Source organism: Olsenella sp. DNF00959, assembly GCF_001553055.1.
GTDB classification, from domain to species: Bacteria; Actinomycetota; Coriobacteriia; order Coriobacteriales; family Atopobiaceae; genus Olsenella_I; species Olsenella_I phocaeensis.
Genome location: NZ_KQ960123.1, coordinates 407,204 through 425,732 on the forward strand (window position 1 = coordinate 407,204; position 18,529 = coordinate 425,732).

General features: G+C 67.5%; 14 protein-coding genes. 8 read left to right on the forward strand and 6 right to left on the reverse strand.

All coding sequences use genetic code 11. The features are described 5' to 3' along the window. Positions 1-238: 238 nt before the first annotated feature. Positions 239-679, forward strand: coding sequence for an arginine repressor (locus HMPREF1868_RS01765; RefSeq protein WP_009279636.1), 441 nt, complete (start codon positions 239-241; stop codon positions 677-679). A gap of 116 nt (positions 680-795) precedes the next feature. Here HMPREF1868_RS01765 and HMPREF1868_RS01770 read toward each other — a convergent pair whose 3' ends face one another. Continuing rightward, entirely contained in the window at positions 796-2,982 is a 2,187-nt protein-coding gene (locus HMPREF1868_RS01770) for a transglycosylase domain-containing protein (protein WP_062529836.1), read from the reverse strand. Between the two features lie 161 nt (positions 2,983-3,143). On the opposite strand from HMPREF1868_RS01770, the gene HMPREF1868_RS09800 reads away from it, so the two are divergent. After that, positions 3,144-3,566, forward strand: a complete 423-nt coding sequence (locus HMPREF1868_RS09800; protein WP_197414917.1) for a hypothetical protein — start codon at positions 3,144-3,146, stop codon at positions 3,564-3,566. A 5-nt stretch (positions 3,567-3,571) separates the two neighbouring features. Next, a complete protein-coding gene (locus HMPREF1868_RS09805; protein ID WP_197414918.1) occupies positions 3,572-4,048 on the forward strand; it encodes an alpha/beta hydrolase in 477 nt (158 codons plus the stop codon). Between the two features lie 278 nt (positions 4,049-4,326). Here the strand turns inward: HMPREF1868_RS09805 and HMPREF1868_RS01780 are convergent, their stop codons facing one another. Further along, positions 4,327-5,532, reverse strand: a complete 1,206-nt coding sequence (locus HMPREF1868_RS01780; protein ID WP_062529838.1) for an iron-containing alcohol dehydrogenase — start codon at positions 5,530-5,532, stop codon at positions 4,327-4,329. Between the two features lie 157 nt (positions 5,533-5,689). Here HMPREF1868_RS01780 and HMPREF1868_RS01785 point away from each other — a divergent pair, with 157 nt between their 5' ends. Continuing rightward, a complete protein-coding gene (locus HMPREF1868_RS01785) occupies positions 5,690-5,932 on the forward strand; it encodes a hypothetical protein (RefSeq protein WP_062530401.1) in 243 nt (80 codons plus the stop codon). Between the two features lie 194 nt (positions 5,933-6,126). On the opposite strand, the gene mscL is transcribed toward HMPREF1868_RS01785, so the two are convergent. From mscL to HMPREF1868_RS01800, 3 genes are all read right to left on the reverse strand, one after another. Further along, positions 6,127-6,573 (reverse strand): large conductance mechanosensitive channel protein MscL, encoded by a 447-nt coding sequence (mscL, locus tag HMPREF1868_RS01790; protein ID WP_009279631.1) that lies wholly within the window; start codon positions 6,571-6,573, stop codon positions 6,127-6,129. A 100-nt stretch (positions 6,574-6,673) separates the two neighbouring features. After that, on the reverse strand, positions 6,674-7,135 hold the full coding sequence (dtd, locus tag HMPREF1868_RS01795; protein ID WP_062529840.1) for a D-aminoacyl-tRNA deacylase: 462 nt from the start codon (positions 7,133-7,135) through the stop codon (positions 6,674-6,676). A 69-nt stretch (positions 7,136-7,204) separates the two neighbouring features. Further along, positions 7,205-8,839, reverse strand: coding sequence for a carboxypeptidase M32 (locus HMPREF1868_RS01800; RefSeq protein ID WP_082719471.1), 1,635 nt, complete (start codon positions 8,837-8,839; stop codon positions 7,205-7,207). Between the two features lie 226 nt (positions 8,840-9,065). On the opposite strand from HMPREF1868_RS01800, the gene HMPREF1868_RS01805 reads away from it, so the two are divergent. From HMPREF1868_RS01805 to nifJ, 3 genes are all read left to right on the forward strand, one after another. Further along, positions 9,066-10,043 carry an ROK family protein gene (locus HMPREF1868_RS01805; RefSeq protein ID WP_062529842.1) on the forward strand — a complete coding sequence of 326 codons (978 nt, stop codon included), beginning with the start codon at positions 9,066-9,068 and terminating at the stop codon, positions 10,041-10,043. A gap of 149 nt (positions 10,044-10,192) precedes the next feature. After that, positions 10,193-10,645 carry a PTS sugar transporter subunit IIA gene (locus HMPREF1868_RS01810; RefSeq protein WP_009279627.1) on the forward strand — a complete coding sequence of 151 codons (453 nt, stop codon included), beginning with the start codon at positions 10,193-10,195 and terminating at the stop codon, positions 10,643-10,645. Between the two features lie 398 nt (positions 10,646-11,043). Next, positions 11,044-14,580 (forward strand): pyruvate:ferredoxin (flavodoxin) oxidoreductase, encoded by a 3,537-nt coding sequence (gene nifJ, locus HMPREF1868_RS01815; RefSeq protein WP_062529845.1) that lies wholly within the window; start codon positions 11,044-11,046, stop codon positions 14,578-14,580. 183 nt (positions 14,581-14,763) lie between these two features. On the opposite strand, the gene HMPREF1868_RS01820 is transcribed toward nifJ, so the two are convergent. Beyond that, positions 14,764-16,917, reverse strand: coding sequence for a HelD family protein (locus HMPREF1868_RS01820; protein WP_062529847.1), 2,154 nt, complete (start codon positions 16,915-16,917; stop codon positions 14,764-14,766). Positions 16,918-17,648: 731 nt separating this feature from the next. Between HMPREF1868_RS01820 and HMPREF1868_RS01825 the strand changes: the two genes are divergently transcribed. Further along, positions 17,649-18,509: an HAD family hydrolase gene (locus HMPREF1868_RS01825; protein ID WP_062529850.1), complete on the forward strand. Its 861-nt coding sequence runs from the start codon at positions 17,649-17,651 to the stop codon at positions 18,507-18,509. Positions 18,510-18,529: the final 20 nt, after the last annotated feature.

The following is an 18,529-nucleotide window of genomic DNA, read 5'->3' on the forward strand; positions in this document are numbered from 1 at the left end:
CGGCGCTGCGGCTGACGGTGCTGCCTGGGTCGCGTTGGGAAGGGCGTCGCGTGGCCACCGCGCCGGTAAGGAGATGGCCTGCGCATATCGAAGCACCTTGTGCGTTTAGCCAATACTTCTTGACTTTTATTTACATGCTGGAGCACAGTAAACATGTTTGTGAGAAAACCTTATCGCATATGCGTAAAGGGTGAGAATCGCGTCGCTCGTCGACGCATGCATATTGGGAGGACGAGTAGTGGTCAAGAGGCGCAACAACAGGCAGGACGCCATCAGGGACATCGTGAGGGGCAAGTCGATCCGCACCCAACGGGCGCTGGTGGATGAGCTTCAGTCCATCGGCTACAACTGCACTCAGGCGACGGTCTCGCGCGACATCGCGGACATGGGGTTGCGCAAGCTCGCGGAGGGCATCTACGTGCTGGCCGAGGACCTTCACCTGCAGCGCATGGTCTCCGAGTTCGTGAGCGACGTGGAGAGGGCTGGCAACCTCGTGGTCATCAAGTCGCAGCCCGGCACCGCCCCTGGTGTCGCCGCCGCAGTCGACGCCGCCGCGCTTCCCGAGGTCAAGGGCTCCGTTGCCGGCAATGACACCGTCTTGGTCGTCTCGGGCAGCGAGGATGCCGCGAAGGACCTGGTCAACCTGGTCAGCAAGCTGAGGGACACGCACAACAAGTAGGAAAGGGCGCACCTCTCGCTCGCATCTTTTGCCATAGAAAGCGGCTTGCCACCGGCACGCGCACTTCCGGCGCCGGGGGCAAGCGTGTCTTGCGGCAATGTGCGTGGGGAAGGTGCCTACTCAGTCGTCGATCTGCCTCCGCCCGCCGTCTCGGCCGGGGGCGTGGACTCGCCCGTGCCGGACGTCCCGCCCGTCGACGCGCCAGACGCCCCGCCCGTCGACGCGCCGGGCGTAGCCTGTGTGCCGCCTCCGGACTCGGACTCGTCACGGGTGCGTTCGCGAGTCTGCCTCTGGGTCTCCTCGTCGACCTGGGTCTCTTCCTCGTCGTCCTCGACGGTCTCGTAGTAGTAATAGTTGCTGTTCGTGTACTCGTTGGTCTTGCTGAACTTCCAGGAGCTGTTCTCCTTGTAGGTGGGGCTGGTCGTGACGCTGGGGAACTCCGCCCGGTCGACGCCGTCGAGGGCCTGGTTCACGAAGCTCACGAAGATGGGCACGGCGGTGTTGTAGGGGTGGCCGTAGGAGCCGCCCACGATGACGGGGGCCTCTTCCTGGTAGCCGCACCACACGGCGACGGAGAGCTGCGGGGTGATGCCGCAGAACCAGAGGTCGCGGTAGTTCTCGGAAGTGCCGGTCTTGCCGCCCACGGGCTGGTTGGCACTCATGGTGTAGCCCACCACGCTCGCCGTGCCGCCGCTGCGCGTGACGCCCTGGGTCACCTTGCGGATGTCCTGGGCCACGGAGGGCTCGATGACCTGCGTGGGGCTGTCCTGGTGCTCGTAGACTGTGTTGCCGTTGCGGTCCTCTATCTTGGTGATGGCGATGGCGTCGCGATGCACGCCGCCGGAGGCGATGGTCGCGTAGGCCTCGGCCATCTGCACGGGGGGCACGCCCTCGGTGCCCAGGGTGATCGACTCGTAGGCGGGAAGGTCGACGTCAATGCCCATGGCCTTGGCCATGCTGACCACCTTGTCCGCGCCGACGGCTTCGATGACCTGCACGAAGCCCGTGTTGGACGAGATGGCGAAGGCGTTGGCGAGGCTCAGGGTGCCGTAGCTCTCGTTGCCGAAGTTCTGGACCTTCCAGGTGGGGGTGAACTGCATGGGGGAGTTGCAGTTGATGAGCACGCTGGGGTTCATGCCCGCGTTGAGCGCCGCCGCCAGCGTGAAGATCTTGAAGCTGGAGCCCGGCTGCCTGCGAGCCTGCGTGGCCAGGTTGAACTGGTTCTCCGAGTAGTCCCGGCCGCCCACCATGGCGACGATGTAGCCGGTGCTGGGGTCCACGGCACAGAGTGCGGCGTCGAGGCGGTCGTTCCCGATGGACTCGAGACGGCTCTGGACGGCATCCTCGGCCGCCGCCTGCTTGCTGGGGTCGAGGGTGGTGTAGACCTTGAGGCCGCCCTGCATGACGGTGTCCTGGTCGAAGTCCTCGAGGAGCAGCTGCTTCACGTAGTCGGTGAAGTAGGGGTAGTTCGCCGCGGTCTCGGAGAAGCTGCCCTCGTTGAGGGTGAGCTCCTCGGAAACGGCGGCGTCGTGGTCCTCCTGGCTGATGTCGCCCTCGTTGAGCATGTGGTCCAGGACCGTGTTGCGCCGGGCCGTCGCCGCCTCGGGGTTCGAGAAGGGGTCGTAGGCGGAGGGGGACTGGGGGAGGCCGGCCAGCGTTGCCGCCTCGGCCAGGGTCAGGTCGCTCGCGTGCTTGTTGAAGTAGGTGGTGGACGCCGCCTCGATGCCGTACGCGCTGTGGCCGTAGTAGATTGTGTTGAGGTACATGTTCAGGATCTGGTCCTTGCTGTACATCTTCTCCATCTGGATGGCGATGTACGCCTCGCGGACCTTGCGCTTGATCGTCTGCTCGAACTGCTCGTCAGAGAGGACGGTGTTGCGGACGAGCTGCTGGGTGATGGTGGAGGCGCCCTCGGAGCCACCGCCGAGCTGGGCCACGACCGCGCGCAGGATGCCCTGGGGGTCCACTCCGTTGTGCTGGTAGAAGCGGCGGTCCTCGGTGTCGACCGTGGCCTGGAGGACGTACTTCGAGATCTGGTCGAGGTCGACGCTCCTACGGTTCTGCAGGTAGTACTCGGCGATGGTGGAGCCGTCCGCGGCGTAGACCGTGGTGGGCTCGGCGACCAGGTAGGCGTTGGCCGAGGAGTAGTCGGGCAGGCTCTGGAGCCAGTTGCTCACCATGGCGCCGAGAGAGATCGCCAGCGTCACGAACAGCAGGGCGATGAAGCCGAAGACCCCGGCGATGCCAAACCCCACCACGTGGGTGCGGGAGTGCATGTGGGCCCTGCGGGTGCGAATTCCCATGTATTCCTCCTCCAAGGAAACAGTCACTCCCAAATTATATGCCGAGTTGACAAAGCGTTTTGGGATGGGTCCTACCCTCGACCCGGATACCATGGGGCAGACCGAGGCCTAGACTGGACGCGACGTCCCGAGAGTGCCCACGGGCGAGAGGAGCCCCAGACATGCCCCGACTAGCCTCCATGGCGCTCGCCCTCGTCCTCCTTGCCGTGCTTGCGGTGTGCGGCTTCGCGCTCTACATTGCCTCGACCATCGCACGCCCCCACGGGAACAGCCTGACAGAGGAGCGCCGATGGGAGCAGGACCACGGGCTCTGGGGAGACTTCGAATCGCTGGAGAGGACGGCGTACGTCGCGCCCGGCAAGGACGGCTACGAGCTCCACTGCGAGCTCGTGAGCGCGCCCGAGCCCAGCGACCGCTACGTGATCATCTCGCATGGGTTCAGGGCCAATCGCTACGGTGCCGCGAAGTACGTCGGTGCCGGGGGAGCCTCGGCTACAACTGCATCGTCTATGACCTACGCGCCCACAGAGAGAACGCACCTGCCACCTGCACCCTGGGCAAGGCCGAGTCGGAGGACCTCCTGACGCTCGTGGCGGACGCCCGCGAGCGCTTCGGCGAGGACATCACCCTGGGGCTCATGGGGGAGTCTATGGGGAGCGCCACCACGCTCTGTGCCCTGGGGTCGAGGCCGAAGGTCGACTTCGCCGTGGCGGACTGCCCCTTCGCCAACCTGCGCGAACTCCTCCGATCCGGCTACGACCAGGCGCGCGTGGGTCCGCTCCTGCCCGTGGTGGACGCAGCCTGTCGCCTGCGCTATGGCTTCGAGCTCGCCGAGACGAGCCCCGTCTCGGCGCTCGCGGGCAACCGCGTCCCCCTCTGCCTCATCCACGGGGAGGACGACGCCCTCATCCCACCCTCCAACAGCGAACGCTTGCGCGACGCGACCGCGGGTTACGTCGAGCTGCACCTGGTCCCGGGAGCGGGCCATGCCGAGTCGCGCGAGGCGCTGGGCCAGGAGGGATACGCCCAGATCCTCTCCGCATTCCTCTCCCGCGCAGGCGTCTAGGACTTCCGCCGACTACGTCGAACGCGCCGCACTTACATCCGACTACGTCGAATGCGCGGCCTTTAAGCCCGACTACGTCGAACGCGTCTAATGCCGTCGCGTTTGCCCAGTTGCCGGAGGGCGGAGAGACGTATCGGACGTATTCGCGCAGAATCGAGACGTATCGGACGTATTCGCGCAGAATCGAGACGCGTCGGACGTAGTCACGCGTGAGAAAGTCGCGCAGGACGTTGCCGCGGGCGGGCGACGTGCGATGGGCATGTGCGCGGGCGATGCGACTAGAACGCGGAGAGGTAGATCGCCCGGGCGTCGTCCATGTCGAGCGGCCTGACCTCTCCGAAGACCGGGCCCTTGTTCTGGGCCAGGGTGCGAACCCAGGCGTCGACGTTGGAAGGCGAGAGGCCCAGCTCGCCCAAGGTGCGCGGCATTCCCAGCTGGGCGAGGAAGTCCTCGAGCGCGTCGATGCCCGCCAGGACGGCGCGCTCCCGTGCCGCATCGCTGTCGTCGTCCGGCTCGATTCCGAAGACCCCTCGGGCGAAGGAGAGGAAGGGCTGCGGGTTGGAGCGCCAGGCAAAGCGCATCCAGGCGGGGAGGATGACCGCCAGGCCGGCGCCGTGGGCCACCTCGGGGTGATGGGCCGATATCTCGTGCTCGAGGCCGTGGCTCTCCCAGCCGCCCGCACGTCTGCCGGCGGCAGGCCCCCTTCCGCAGCCGCAGAGGTCGTTGTGCGCCAGGCTGCCCGCCCACATGAGCGTGGCGCGGGCGTCGTAGTCGTCGGGCCGCCCGTGCACCACGCGCGCCGCGCCCATGATCGCGCGGATGATGCCGTGGGCGACGTTGTCGGTCACGGGGACGGGTCCGGCGTTGCTGAAGAGCCGTTCGCAGACGTGGCAGATCATGTCGGTCACGCCCGCAGCGGTCTGGTAGGGAGGGAGCCCGAAGGTCAGCTCGGGGTCCATGACCGCCACGCGCGGGCGCAGGGCATCGGAGCTCGTGCCCTTCTTGACCTGCAGCTCGTCGTTGCTGATGACGCAGGAGGCGGAACCCTCGGAGCCGGCGGCGGGGATGGTGAGCGCCACGGCGACGGGGAGGCAGGCGCCGACCTTCGCCTTCCCGCAGAAGAAGTCCCACACGTCGCCCTGGTAGGGCACGCCGAAGGCTATGGCCTTGGAGCTGTCGATCACCGACCCGCCGCCCAGGGCGAGCACCAGGTCAACGCCCTGGGCACGGGCGAGCTCGATGCCTTCGCGCACGAGGGAGACCTCGGGGTTGGGACGCACGCCTCCCAGCTCGTCGAAGTCGACGCCTGCCGCGGCGAGGGAGGCTCGGACGCGGTCGAGCGCGCCGGAGCGCGCGGCGGATCCGCCACCATACACCAGGAGCGCGCGTCTTGCGCCAAGCCCCCTGACCTCCTCGCCCACGCGGTCGACGAAGCCGCGGCCAAAGACGAAGCGGGTGGGTGACTGGAAGATGAAGTCGTTCATGCTGCCCTCCTGGCGATTGACTGACCTCAGGCTACTCCTCGTGACGCGGAGCGTGGTCGAAGGACGGGCACAAGGGAGAAGTTCCTCTCGCCTAGGAATAGAATGCAGACAGGGGCGCGCGCCGGGGAGTGCCGCGCCAGGGGAAGAGGGGATGGCCATGGCAGGGCTCCACTGCAGCGACTGCGTCTTTGCCGAGTTCTCGCTCAACGAGAGGACCGGGATGTACCAGGGGACCTGCAGCCGGGGCTTCACCCTGGCCGATCCCCGCGTCCATCACGAGCCCGAGATGTACTTCGTCGTGCGCGAGGACGGCCTGGTTCCGGTACGCGACCCCTTTGGCAGGGAGTACCTCCGGACCAAGAACATCTGTGACCGCTTCCAGCCTCGCAAGAAGGAATAGCCGCGCGGCATCCGCCCGAGGGTGCTTACCTGCTTCGGTGGCGTCCGCCTGCGCCTGGCGTCCGCCTGTCGTCGCTGGGAATCCGCCCCGAGGCACTCGCCTCCCATGATGGCGGGACACAAGAAAGGGGGACGCGCCCGAGCACGTCCCCCTTGGCCTTGCCATGTCCCGGCTGAGTGCCGGTAGCGCGGTGCCTATGCCGCGTGGGCGCCGCCCTCGATCTCTCCGCCGCAGTGGGGGCAGCGCGTGGCGCCCTCCTTGACCTCCTCGAGGCAGTGGGGGCACACGGGCGCGGCCGCGGCCTCCTCGACGGCCTCCTTGTGACGGAGCTTGTCGGCCTGCTCCTGCATCTTGTTCAGGGCCTTGACCATGCAGAAGACGACGAAGGCAATGATCAGGAAGTTGATGATTGCCGAGATGAACGCGCCGAAGTCGATCACGGTGTCGGCGTTGACGGGAATCTGCAGGCCCGAGACGCCGGTGCCGCCGCCCGTGACGAGGGTGATGAGGGGGTTGATGATGTTGGACACCAGCGACGTCACGATGGCGGTGAAGGCGCCGCCGATGATGATGCCGACGGCCATGTCCATCACGTTGCCCTTGGCGATGAACTCCTTGAACTCGCTCATGAACTTCTTCATTTGATAGAACCTCTCCTTGGTTAACGCCAAATGTGCCCAATAGTCTAGCTGCTTTTCGGCGAACGGTTTCGCAGCGTTTGCAAAGCAGGGAAAAGCCCCGCTACCTCCTTGGGCCGGCGAGCTCGTCGGTGTCGAGCCAGATCGTCACGGGGCCGTCGTTCACGAGAGAGACCTGCATGTCGGCCCCGAAGACGCCACGGCCCACGTGGGGGCAGTCCCCCTCGGCCAGCTCGCAGAAGCGCTCGTAGAGGGGGACGGCGACGTCGGACCGGGCGGCGCCCGTGAAGCCCGGGCGGTTCCCGTGGCGCGTCTGGGCATAGAGGGTGAACTGGCTCACCACCAGGACCTCGCCTCCCACGTCGGCAAGCGAGAGGTTCATCCTGCCGTCCTCGTCGTCGAACACCCTGAGGCGGCGGACCTTGTCCCAAAGCCTCTGGGCGGTGGCCTCGTCATCGTCGGGGCCCACGCCGAGGAGCACGAGGTAGCCCCTGCCGCAGCGTCCCTTGAGCTCCCCCTCGACGCGCACCTCCGCGTCCGTGACCCTCTGAAGCAGCGCCCTCATGCGCCCTCCCCACAAGAAGGCCCCGGACGGCTGTGCGTCCGGGGCGCGTGCCCGGTCCTGGCCCCTGCCCTACAGGCCGTAGATGGCCGAGAACTTCTCGACCAGGTAGTCGCAGTAGTGGCGCGCGTCGAAGGGCTCTCCGCAGGCGTCCTCGACGATCTGCGCGGGGTCCTTGGAGCGGCCGAAGCGCCACACGCGGTCACGCAGCCAGGCGCGGATGGGGGCGAGGTCGCCCGACGAGAGCACGCCCTCCCAGTCCATGCCCTCCTCGATCATGCGGTGGCGGAACTGGGCCCCGTAGGCGCCTCCCAGCGCGTAGGTGGGGAAGTAGCCGAAGAGCCCGTCGGCCCAGTGGGTGTCCTGCAGGGCGCCGTGGGTGTCGTCGGTCACCTTGACTCCCAGGTAGTCCTTGTAGCGCTGCCTCCAGAGCCCCGGGACGTCCGCCGCCTTCGCCTCGCCTGAGAAGAGCAGCTGCTCGATCTCGTAGCGGATCAGGATGTGCAGGGGGTAGGTGAGCTCGTCGGCCTCGGTGCGGACGAGCGAGCCCTCCGCGCGGTTTGTCGCCAGGTAGAACTGGTTGGGCGTAACGCGGCCCAGCTGGCCCCTGAAGTGGCGGGACATGGTCCCGAGCAGCGTGGGGGCGAAGGCGCGGTCGCGGCCGACGTAGTTCTCGAAGAAGCGCGACTGGCTCTCGTGGATGCCCGAGGAGGTGCCGCCCTTGAGCGAGGTGTAGTTGAGGCTGGGGTCGACGCCTGTCTCGTACAGGGCATGACCGCCCTCGTGGAGCATGGTGTACACGTTGCTCACCACGTCATCGGGGTGGACGTGCGCGGCGATGACGGCGTAGTTGGTGGTGAGCGCGTCCGAGTAGGGATGCTCTGTCTTGGTCAGGAACATGACCTTGGGGTCGAGGCCCTCGAGCGCCATGAGGTTGCTCGCGAGCTCCCACTGGCGCCTCTCGTCGAACTTGCCCTCCACGCAGCTGCGGCTGGGCTGCCACCGCTTTGCCTGGATCTGCGCCAGCAGGGGGACGACGGTCTCCTTCACCTGCGAGAAGAAGGCGTCATAGAAGGCGCGGTCGCTGCCGTGCTCGAAGTCGTCGAGCCAGACGTCGTAGGGGTCCGCCTCGGGCCTGCGAAGCTTGGCGATGCGGCGCATGGAGTCGACCACGCGGTCCAGGTAGGGCTCGAAGGAGGCCCAGTCGTTGGCGTCCTTGGCCTTGCGCCAGACGGCGTCGGACTCGGTGGTGAGGCGCGTGAAGGCGGACGCCTCGACGGCCGGGATGTCTACGAGCCTCGAGCGGTCGCGCGTCAGGACGCGCACCTGGGCGCGCTGGGTGGGCGAGAGGAGCTCGCCCACGGAGCCGAGGCGCTCGAGGAGGGCGCCCGTCTCGGCCGAGCAGAGCAGCGCCTGGTCCTCCTCCTGGAGGATGGAGAGGGCCTCGCCGCGGTCTCCCGTCGCCGCCTCGGGGTCGATCGAGGGGCCGTAGCACTCGATGCCGATGGAGGCATAGCGGTGTGCGAAGAGGTGCCGCTCGAGGTCGTTCAGGGCCGCGATGTCGGCCTTTGGGTTGGCCAGGGCGGCGGGGTTGGGGCTGGCGGGCATGCCGGGGATGCTGGTCTGCCCCGCGGTCGTCGTCGCGGTGGCGGCGACGGGCTCGTCGAGGTCGTCGAAGCTGGGGATGCCGTCGGTGGTCTCGGCCATGTGAGCTCCTCTTCTCTGCCCGCTCGCGCGGGCGCGTCTTGTCTGCCTGTCCAGAGTCTAACCCCGAAGCGCCGGGACCCGTCACGATTCCGCGGCCGCCCACACCGTCTGCGTGCGCCCCGGTCCCGCTGGCGGCGTCTTGTTGGATAATCGTTGCAGACGGGCCGGGGCCCGGGGGCCTCGGGTCGGGCGGCCCGCCCGGCAACGACGACGGAAGGAGAGGGACATGTCCGACGAGCTTGGCGGTCGCACCGACGACGGCAGGTCCTGCGTGCTGGGAATCGACGTGGGCGGAACCTCCATCAAGGCGGGGCTCATGAGCTGCGAGGGCGAGCTCTTGGGCACGACCAAGATCCCCACGGGCTCCATCGTCGGGCAGGAGGCGTTCCGGCGCATCGTCGAGGGGTTGGACGCGCTCGTGGCCGGCCAGGGCAGGGTCGCGGACGACCTCCTGGCGGTGGGGCTGGACGTTCCCGGGCCCGTGGACGACGAGGGCTGCGTGGGTCTGCTCGCCAACATCGACCTCGACGCGGACGGCCTGCGCGCCGCGCTCAGGGAGGCGTACCCCGGGGCCACCCTCGCCTTCGTGAACGACGCGAACGCCGCGGCCCTGGGCGAGCTCTGGAAGGGCTCGGGCAAGGGCATGGGGAGCTTCGTCATGATCACGCTGGGCACGGGCGTCGGGGCGGGCGTGGTGGTGGACGGCAGGCTCGTCGCCGGCGCCTTCGGGGCTGCCGGCGAGGTGGGGCACCTCACGGTGGAGCCCGGCGAGGAGCGCGTCTGCGGCTGTGGCAGGAGGGGCTGCCTGGAGCAGTACGCCTCGGCCAAGGGCCTGGTCTGGCTGTATCGCGACCGCTGCGCCCGGACGGGCGCCAGGCCCGTTCCCATAGCGCATGCCACCGACGCCGTCGCCGTCTTCGACGCATACCGCGAGGGAGACGAGGCGGCGGCATGGGCCGTGGGCCAGATGTGCCAGAAGCTGGGCTTCGCCCTGGCGCAGGTCTCCGCCGTGGTGGACCCGGCAGTCTTCCTCATCGGCGGCGGCGTCGCGGGCGCCTTCGACCTCTTCGGAGAGGAGCTCGCCCGATCCTTCCGCTCCCACTGCCTGGCACCCTCCGCCGCCGCGCGCATCCTGCCCTGCGTCCTGGGCAACGACGCGGGCATGTACGGAGTCGCCTACGAGGCGCTGCTCCAGCGCGGCTAGGCGGCCTCGATGGGACCGCATGGTTCCAATGGTGGTATCCTGACCTTGTCTTTCTGGCACCTGCCAGGGCCTGGTGCGCAGGCATGCCAGCCTGCCTGCCAGGCACGAAACAGAGCGCGGTTCTCGCCCTCGTCCCGAAGGAGCAGCCAATGAGTGACTTTGTCCAGGCATCGCACGTATTCCTCGACAACCCCGCGAAGAACGTAGACGAGGCCCTCGAGTTCCTCTCCAGGAAGGCGGTCGAGCTGGGCGTCGCCGACGACGAGCGGGCCGTCCTCGACGCCTTCAAGGCGCGCGAGGCAGAGGGCACCACGGGCATGATGTCCGGCTTCGCCATCCCCCACGCCAAGTCCGCCGCCGTCAAGGAGGCCACCGTCATGGTGGTCAAGTTCGCGGGCGACGTCGAGTGGGAGTCCATGGACGACAAGCCCATCGTCGTGGCCATCGCCCTGCTCGTCCCCGGGGCCGAGGCGGGCACCACCCACCTGCAGCTCCTCTCGAAGGTCGCCGTCATGCTCATGGACGAGGGCTTCAGGAACGACGTCCTCGGCGCCACCGACGAGGCGAGCATCGCCGAGCGCATCAACTCGAAGCTCGACTAGGCGGCACCCGGCCCCCTGGGGCCCGCCGCCACGCCGTGCGAACGCGTCACGAGGGGAGGGGAGAGGATCCCCTCCCCCTTTTTGCGCGTGGTGTCCCCGATCGTGTCGCGCACGAGCATAATCCCAGCTCATCCGGCCGGCGGCCGGCTGAGGGGGCCATCCCTGCGTGCCATCGTCCGCCCTGGCGGCCCGAGGGGCCGCAATGCTCCCGGGGGCCTGACAAAGGAGGCTCCCGTGCCTGTCCGTTGCGCTATAGTGAGACGTGTCTGGGCCGTTGCCGCATGGAGAGGCGCGTGGCGGAGGTCCAAGCAGCGCTGGTCCCCGGGACCGAGGGTCCTGGGGCGTGATTCTGCAACAGCCACCGGTGTGGTGGACCGTATCGCTTCGAAGGAGAGGATATGGCAAGAAAATTCAAGTCTATGGACGGCAACGAGGCGGCAGCCTGGGTGTCTTACGCCTTCACCGAGGTCGCGGGCATCTACCCCATCACGCCGTCCAGCCCCATGGCTGACCATGTCGACCAGTGGGCGGCCAAGGGCCTGAAGAACGTCTTCGGCACGCCCGTGCGCGTCGTCGAGATGGAGTCCGAGGCCGGTGCCGCAGGCACCGTCCACGGCTCGCTGGGTGCTGGTGCCCTCACCACCACCTACACGGCCTCCCAGGGCCTGCTCCTCATGATTCCCAACATGTACAAGATTGCCGGCGAGGGCCTGCCCGGCGTCTTCCACGTGTCTGCGCGCACCGTCGCCTCCCACGCGCTGAACATCTTCGGCGACCACTCCGACGTCATGGCCTGCCGCCAGACCGGCTTCGCCATGCTGGCCGAGGGCAACGTCCAGGAGGTCATGGACCTCGCCCCCGTCGCCCACCTCGCCGCCATCGAGGGCAAGACGCCCTTCGTCAACTTCTTCGACGGCTTCCGCACCTCGCACGAGATCCAGAAGGTCGCCACCTGGGACTTCGAGGACCTCAAGGACATGCTCGACATGGACGCGGTCCAGGCCTTCCGCGACCACGCCCTGAACCCCGAGCACCCGCACGTCCGCGGCGCGCACGAGAACGGCGACATCTTCTTCCAGCATCGCGAGGCCTGCAACGCCACCTATGACGCGCTTCCCGCCGTCGTCGAGTCCTACATGGACAAGATCAACGAGAAGCTCGGCACTAGCTACCACCTCTTCGACTACTACGGCGCCGAGGACGCCGACCGCGTCGTGGTCTGCATGGGCTCCTTCTGCGACACCCTCGAGGAGGCCATCGACTACCTCAACGCGCACGGCGAGAAGGTCGGCCTGGTCAAGGTCCGTCTGTACCGTCCCTGGTCCATCGAGCACTTCGTCAAGGCGCTCCCCAAGAGCGTCAAGAAGATCGCCGTCCTCGACCGCACCAAGGAGCCCGGCTCCATCGGCGAGCCCCTGTACCAGGACGTCGTCACCGCCCTCTACGAGGCCGGCATGAGCGACCTCACCGTCGTGGGCGGTCGCTACGGCCTGGGCTCCAAGGACACCACCCCCGCAGACGCGTTCGCGGTGTACACCGAGCTCAAGAAGGACGAGCCCAAGCGCGAGTTCACCATCGGCATCGTCGACGACCTCACCAACCTCTCGCTCCCGCGCGAGGAGGACACCCCCAACACCGCGGCCCCCGGCACCATCGAGTGCAAGTTCTGGGGCCTCGGCGGCGACGGCACGGTCGGCGCGAACAAGAACTCGATCAAGATCATCGGCGACCACACCGACAAGTACGTCCAGGCATACTTCCAGTACGACTCCAAGAAGACCGGCGGCGTGACCGTCAGCCACCTGCGCTTCGGTGACTCTCCCATCCGCTCGCCCTACTACGTGACCAAGGCCGACTTCGTGGCCTGCCACAACCCCTCCTACATCACCAAGGGCTTCAAGATGGTGCGTGACGTCAAGCCCGGCGGCACCTTCCTGATCAACTGCCAGTGGGACCTCGAGGAGCTCTCGCAGCACCTCAACGCCGAGGCCAAGCGCTACATCGTGAAGAACGACATCCAGGTCTACACGATCGACGCCATCGACCTCGCCATCGAGGTCGGCATGGGCAAGCGCACCAACACCATCCTCCAGTCCGCGTTCTTTGCGCTGGCCAAGGTCCTGCCCGCCGAGGACGCCCTGAAGTACATGAAGGACGCTGCCACCAAGTCCTACTCCAAGAAGGGCGAGGCCGTCGTCGCCGCCAACCACAAGGCCATCGACGCCGGCGCAACCGCCTTCAAGAAGCTCGAGATCCCCGCTGACTGGGCGACCGCGACCGACGAGCACGTCGAGCTGTCCCTCGAGGGCCGCGAGGCCATCGTCAAGCAGGTCAAGGAGCTCCTCGGCCCCATCAACCTGATGGACGGCGACTCCCTGCCCGTCTCGGCCTTCAAGGACAACCCCGACGGACAGTGGGAGCTCGGCGCCTCCGCGTACGAGAAGCGCGGGACCGCCGTCATGGTCCCCCACTGGGACGAGTCCAAGTGCATCCAGTGCAACCAGTGCGGCTACGTGTGCCCCCACGCCACCATCCGTCCCGTCGCCCTTGACGCCGACGAGGTCGCGGCCGCGCCCGAGAACATGCGCATGCTCGACGTCACCATGCCCAAGGACAGTGGCCTGAAGTTCGCCATCGTCGTCTCCCCGCTGGACTGCATGGGCTGCACCAACTGCGTCAAGGTCTGCCCCAAGGACGCCCTCACCATGGTTCCCCAGGAGAGCGAGTCCGACCAGGCGCAGGTCTGGGACTACGCGGTCAACCACGTCACCGAGAAGAAGGAGCTCCAGGGCAACAACGTCAAGGGCTCCCAGTTCCACAAGCCCCTGCTGGAGTTCTCCGGCTCCTGCGCCGGCTGCGCCGAGACCTCCTACGCGCGTCTCGTGACCCAGCTCTTCGGCGACCGCATGTTCATCTCCAACGCCACCGGCTGCTCCTCCATCTGGGGCAACCCCGCGGCCACCTCGCCCTTCACGGTCAACGCCGAGGGCCATGGCCCCGCGTGGAACAACTCCCTCTTCGAGGACAATGCCGAGCACGGTCTGGGCCTCTACGTGGGCTACATGGCCGAGCAGGCCAAGCTCGAGGCCATGACCTCCGAGCTCATCGCCGCCGACGGCGTCTCCGAGGAGCTCAAGGCTGCCGGCCAGGCGTGGGTCGACTCCAAGATGGACACCGACGAGTCCAAGGCCGCCGCGGCCAAGTACGTCGAGGAGCTCGAGAAGAACGGCTCCGAGGGCGCCAAGGCGATTCTGGCCGACAAGTCCTACCTCACCAAGAAGTCCTTCTGGATCTTCGGCGGCGACGGTTGGGCCTACGACATCGGCTTCGGTGGGCTCGACCACGTCCTTGCCTCCGGCAACAACGTGAACGTCTTCGTCTTCGACACCGAGGTCTACTCCAACACCGGCGGACAGGCCTCCAAGGCCTCCAACCTGGGCCAGGTCGCCCAGTTCGCGGCGGCCGGCAAGGAGACCAAGAAGAAGTCCCTGGCCGAGATCGCGATGTCCTACGGCTACGTCTACGTGGCCCAGGTCGCTATGGGCGCCAACCCCATGCAGACCCTGAAGGCCATCCAGGAGGCCGAGGCCTACGACGGCCCCTCCCTCATCATCGGCTACAGCCCCTGCGAGATGCACTCCATCAAGAAGGGTGGCATGACCAACTGCCAGAACGAGATGAAGAAGGCAGTCGACTGCGGCTACTGGAACCTCTTCCGCTTCAACCCCGACGCCCCCGCCGGCAAGAAGTTCGTCCTGGACTCCAAGGAGCCCAAGGGCGGCTATCAGGACTTCCTGATGAACGAGGCCCGCTACGCCCGCCTGACGACCGAGTTCCCCGAGCGCGCGGCGGAGCTCTTCGCGCGCAACGAGGCGGCGGCCATGGATCGCTACCAGCACCTGCTCAAGCTCAAGGCGATGTATGCCGAGTCCTAGCGCAGCTTGCCTGACGGCATCCGCCAGCTAGCCGAGGGGCCGGGGGAGAGATCCTCCGGCTCCTTCCTTGTGCGAAGGTCGTACTGGCCCCACGTCCCGATGACAGGGACTTGTGTGCCACGAGGGAAGGCGGCCGGCGCGTAGGTCGCGCCGGCCGCCTGACCGTTCCTCGGGAGCCCGGCCCTACGCGTCGAGCAGTGGGGTCATGGGGCCCTGGCTGAGCACGACCACGCGATGCATGGCGCGGCTGATCGCCGTGTAGAGCCTCCTGCGAGAGATCTCGTCGCCCGGGTAGGCCTCCGCCTGGGCGTCGGGCACGATGACCTCGTCGAACTCGAGACCCTTGGCGAGTCTCAGGTCCAGGAGCACCACGCCTTCCTTGGGGAGCTCGTCTCCCTTGCCAAGGTATGTCACGGAGTCGCCCAGCTGGCGCGAGAGCCAGTTGGCACGGGCCTTGTCCTGCGCCACGACGGCACAGAGGCCCTCCCGGCCTCGCGCCTCCTCGACCTGCGCCCGCAGCTCGGCCAGGTACGCGTCCGCGTCCTGGGGACAGGCGCGGATGAGGGGCGCGACGCCCGGCCTCCTCACGGAGCTCAGGGTCACGCGCTCCTCCTCGTCGAGGAGGCCGCAGAAGAGCTCGGTGATCTCGGGGGAGGAGCGGTAGCTCGTGAGCAGGCGGCACTGGGCCACCGTGCCGTGCGTCTCCTCGAAGATGGAGCGGAGGGCCTCGAAGCTCGCGCTGCCCTCGCGGATGGCCTGGTGACGGTCTCCCAAAAGGAGGAAGTGGGCACGGCCGAAGTAGCGTGCGAGGAGCATGAGCTGCGCCTCGCTGTAGTCCTGCACCTCGTCCACCATCACGTAGCGCGCGTCCTGCGCCCCGTCCCCGGTGAGCGCGAGCTTGAGGTAGAGCCATTCGACGGCGCTCAGGGCCTGCCTGCCGGTGACGCGCATGCCTATGCGGTCCAGACGCAGCCAGGAGCAGGAGTCCACGTCGGAGAAGGCGGGCGAGAAGAGCTCGCGGGCATAGCGGCGGGCGCAGGCCACGGTCTCGTCCTCGTCGGCGGGGGCGACGAGCTCCCCGAAGATGCGCATTTGCTCGTCCACGTCGAGGGAGAGCATCTGTTCCTGCAGCTCCTCGTTGTGGGCAAGCTGCGACATCCGACGCTCGACCTTCTGGTGCAGGTCCTCCTTCACGAGCGCGAAGAGGCGGGGGCCCATGCCGAGCCTGCCCACGTGCTCCTCGACGGACTTGCGGATCTGTGCGGCGGACACCAGTCGCACGTCGCCCACGTGGACGTCGCGGAAGTCGTCGTCCTCGAGGGCGATGGAGGCGACCGACCGCCCGAGCTCCCTGAGTGCGGAGGCGTCCACGCCCTCGCCTCCCGAGCGCTGGTCGAGCCCCTGCCCCGCGAGGAAGGACTTCCAGGTGAGGGTGTGCGGGTTGGACTCGCCCAGGCTGGGCAGGACGGTGTCGATGTAGCGGGCGAAGACGTCGTTGGGGGAGAAGAGGTAGACCTGGTCCGGCCTGAGGCTCTCGCGCTCCTGGTAGAAGAGGTAGGCGATGCGCTGGAGGAGCACCGAGGTCTTGCCCGACCCTGCGATGCCGTCCACCAGGAGGGCTGGGACGTCCTCGTGACGCACCACCTGGTTCTGCTCGCGCTGGATGGTTGCCGTGATGGCCTGGAGCTTCTCGGAGTGGTGGCGCCTGAGCGCCCCGAGCAGGAGGGCGTCTTGGATCGCCACGCTGGTGTCGAAGTAGGACCTGAGACGGTCCTGCACGACGTCGAACTGTCGGCGCAGCTCGAGGTTCACCGTCTTCGTGCGTCCGTCCACCTCGTAGCTCGTGGGGCCGACCTCCTGGTTGTAGTAGGTTTGGGCGACGGGGCTGCGCCAGTCCACGATGAGGGGGACCTGTCGCTCGTCCGTGATGCCCACGGTCCCGATGTACACGTCGCGGGCGGGCCGCCCCGGCCTCATCTGGAGCCGCACCTTGGCGAAGTAGGGTTGCCGCAGGAGCAGGAGGGTGCGCCGCAGGCGGTCGAGCGTGAAGTCGTGATGCTGGTTGTAGGTGTCGATGACGCTGTTCAGGGTCTCGATGGCGGCCAGGGTCTCCATGGTCTCGTCGTCGCTGTTGAAGTTGAGCCTGACTTCCTCGTTCATGTCGCGCAGGTCCTGGGCAGCATACTCGTGCGTGGTCTCGAGCTCCCTCTGCACCGCGTCATGGATGTCCCGCAGGCGCTCGTGCGTCCTCTTGAGGTGGTCCTGCTCCTCGAGGAAGACGGGGTCGTCCTGATGGGTCGCGGTCGCGTCTGCGGCCGAGGTCATGGGCTCTGGCATGGCATCCCTCCGTTGCCGTGGCTCCGGGGAGTCCGGCTGTTCCAATGGGGCGCTCGGCCCCGACTCAGGGGATAGATTGTACCCGCCGCGGGGCGCCTGCTTGCAGCTTTGGCCGCCCCGCCGCCCCTGGCCGCCGTCTCCCTCGCCAGCGCCCCCAAAGCCACCGTTCGCGGAAATGACCAGAAAAACGCATACAATTCCCGAATCTGGGGTACGATTGCATCAACACAGGAAGCCGATACGAGCCATCGGCCAACCGAGGGGGTGATGCCAGTGGACAGGGAAGAGCCGATATCAGGGCGTCCCGCAGCTGGCGTCGCGAGCCCCGTCTTCTTCTAGAGGCCATAGCAAGCAGGGCCTAGTAGGCGATACGAGCATCGCAGAATCCAAGGGACAGTCGGAAGTGCCGACCCAGCTGCGCAGGAGCCGGAGCGCCACCCGATGAGGCGCTGTGCTTCAGTCGCATCTGTCCTCGATCAAACAGCAACCTCAGCTAGGGCGTGTGACAAGTTATCGCATCTGTCGCAGGACACCCAGGTTCTGGGGTGTGAGCCAAGGAGGGGAGTCCAAAGGGCTCTTAGGGTGCCCGAAGGGGCGCGGCAAGAAGGCGTTTGCCAGCACGGTGGCAAAAGGCACGTGGTACGGCATGCTCCAGGGGCGGGTGGCCAAGACGGCACCCGCCCTTCATTGCGTTAGGATGGGAAGAGCGTCCCCGTCACAGGAAGGCCCACATGATCCGCCTCGCGCTCACCGACCTCGACGACACCCTCATCGCCTTCGGGCGGCCGCGCGCGAGCGACCGCGCCCTCGCCGCGATTCACGGGATGCTCGACGCAGGGCTCCACTTCGGGCCCGTGAGCGGGAGGCTCCCTGCCGCCATGGGCTGGATGTTCGGGGGCGACGAGGCGTGCTGCGCCACTGGCGCCTACTGCAACGGGCAGATGGTCTACCTGGACGGCGAGCTCATAAGCGTCACGAGCCTGGACGGGGGCGAGCTCGACCGCGTCGCGGCGTGGCTCACCCAGAACACGGACGACACCGTGCTCGCGGTCTTCGACGTGCAGGAGGGAAGCGGCGTCGACGGCGACGCCATCTGCGTGACCACCGACGCGCAGAGGCTTGGACGCATGGGGGACGAGTTCGGCTGCGCGGGCATCGTGCCACGCCTCGGTGCCTCGAGCTACGTGAAGTCCAACATCCGCTGCGGGGGTAGCCCCGAGCGTCGCCTCGAGCTGCGCGACGCCCTCAAGGGGGAGTTTCCCGCCTTCGACTTCGTGTTTCCCAGCAACTGGGCGCCCCTCATCGACATCACGCCCAAGGGCTGGACCAAGGGCTCGGGCGTCCGCGTGCTGGCGGATGCGCTGGGGATAGGCCTCGACGAGGTGGCCACCTTCGGTGACTCCGAGAACGACCTGGGAATGATCGCGGGCTTCCCCAACTCGGTCGCGGTGGCGAACGCCAGCGACGAGGTGAGGGAGGCCGCCCGCTGGCACATAGGGCCGAGCTCCGAGGACAGCGTCGCCGACGCGCTCGTGGACATCGCCGTGGCGGCGGGCGAGGGCGGCATGCCCCGCTTCATGGCCGGCGCGTGAGGGCGGGTCTCCTCTCTCGG

Bases quoted from the DNA above. Each gene is read 5' to 3' on its own strand.
- HMPREF1868_RS01770 (WP_062529836.1), bottom strand. From the start codon at position 2,982: ATGGGAATTCGCACCCGCAGGGCCCACATGCACTCCCGCACCCACGTG.
- HMPREF1868_RS09800 (WP_197414917.1), top strand. From the start codon at position 3,144: ATGCCCCGACTAGCCTCCATGGCGCTCGCCCTCGTCCTCCTTGCCGTG.
- HMPREF1868_RS01780 (WP_062529838.1), bottom strand. From the start codon at position 5,532: ATGAACGACTTCATCTTCCAGTCACCCACCCGCTTCGTCTTTGGCCGC.
- HMPREF1868_RS01785 (WP_062530401.1), top strand. From the start codon at position 5,690: ATGGCAGGGCTCCACTGCAGCGACTGCGTCTTTGCCGAGTTCTCGCTC.
- mscL (WP_009279631.1), bottom strand. From the start codon at position 6,573: ATGAAGAAGTTCATGAGCGAGTTCAAGGAGTTCATCGCCAAGGGCAAC.
- dtd (WP_062529840.1), bottom strand. From the start codon at position 7,135: ATGAGGGCGCTGCTTCAGAGGGTCACGGACGCGGAGGTGCGCGTCGAG.
- HMPREF1868_RS01800 (WP_082719471.1), bottom strand. From the start codon at position 8,839: ATGGCCGAGACCACCGACGGCATCCCCAGCTTCGACGACCTCGACGAG.
- HMPREF1868_RS01805 (WP_062529842.1), top strand. From the start codon at position 9,066: ATGTCCGACGAGCTTGGCGGTCGCACCGACGACGGCAGGTCCTGCGTG.
- HMPREF1868_RS01810 (WP_009279627.1), top strand. From the start codon at position 10,193: ATGAGTGACTTTGTCCAGGCATCGCACGTATTCCTCGACAACCCCGCG.
- nifJ (WP_062529845.1), top strand. From the start codon at position 11,044: ATGGCAAGAAAATTCAAGTCTATGGACGGCAACGAGGCGGCAGCCTGG.
- HMPREF1868_RS01820 (WP_062529847.1), bottom strand. From the start codon at position 16,917: ATGCCAGAGCCCATGACCTCGGCCGCAGACGCGACCGCGACCCATCAG.
- HMPREF1868_RS01825 (WP_062529850.1), top strand. From the start codon at position 17,649: ATGATCCGCCTCGCGCTCACCGACCTCGACGACACCCTCATCGCCTTC.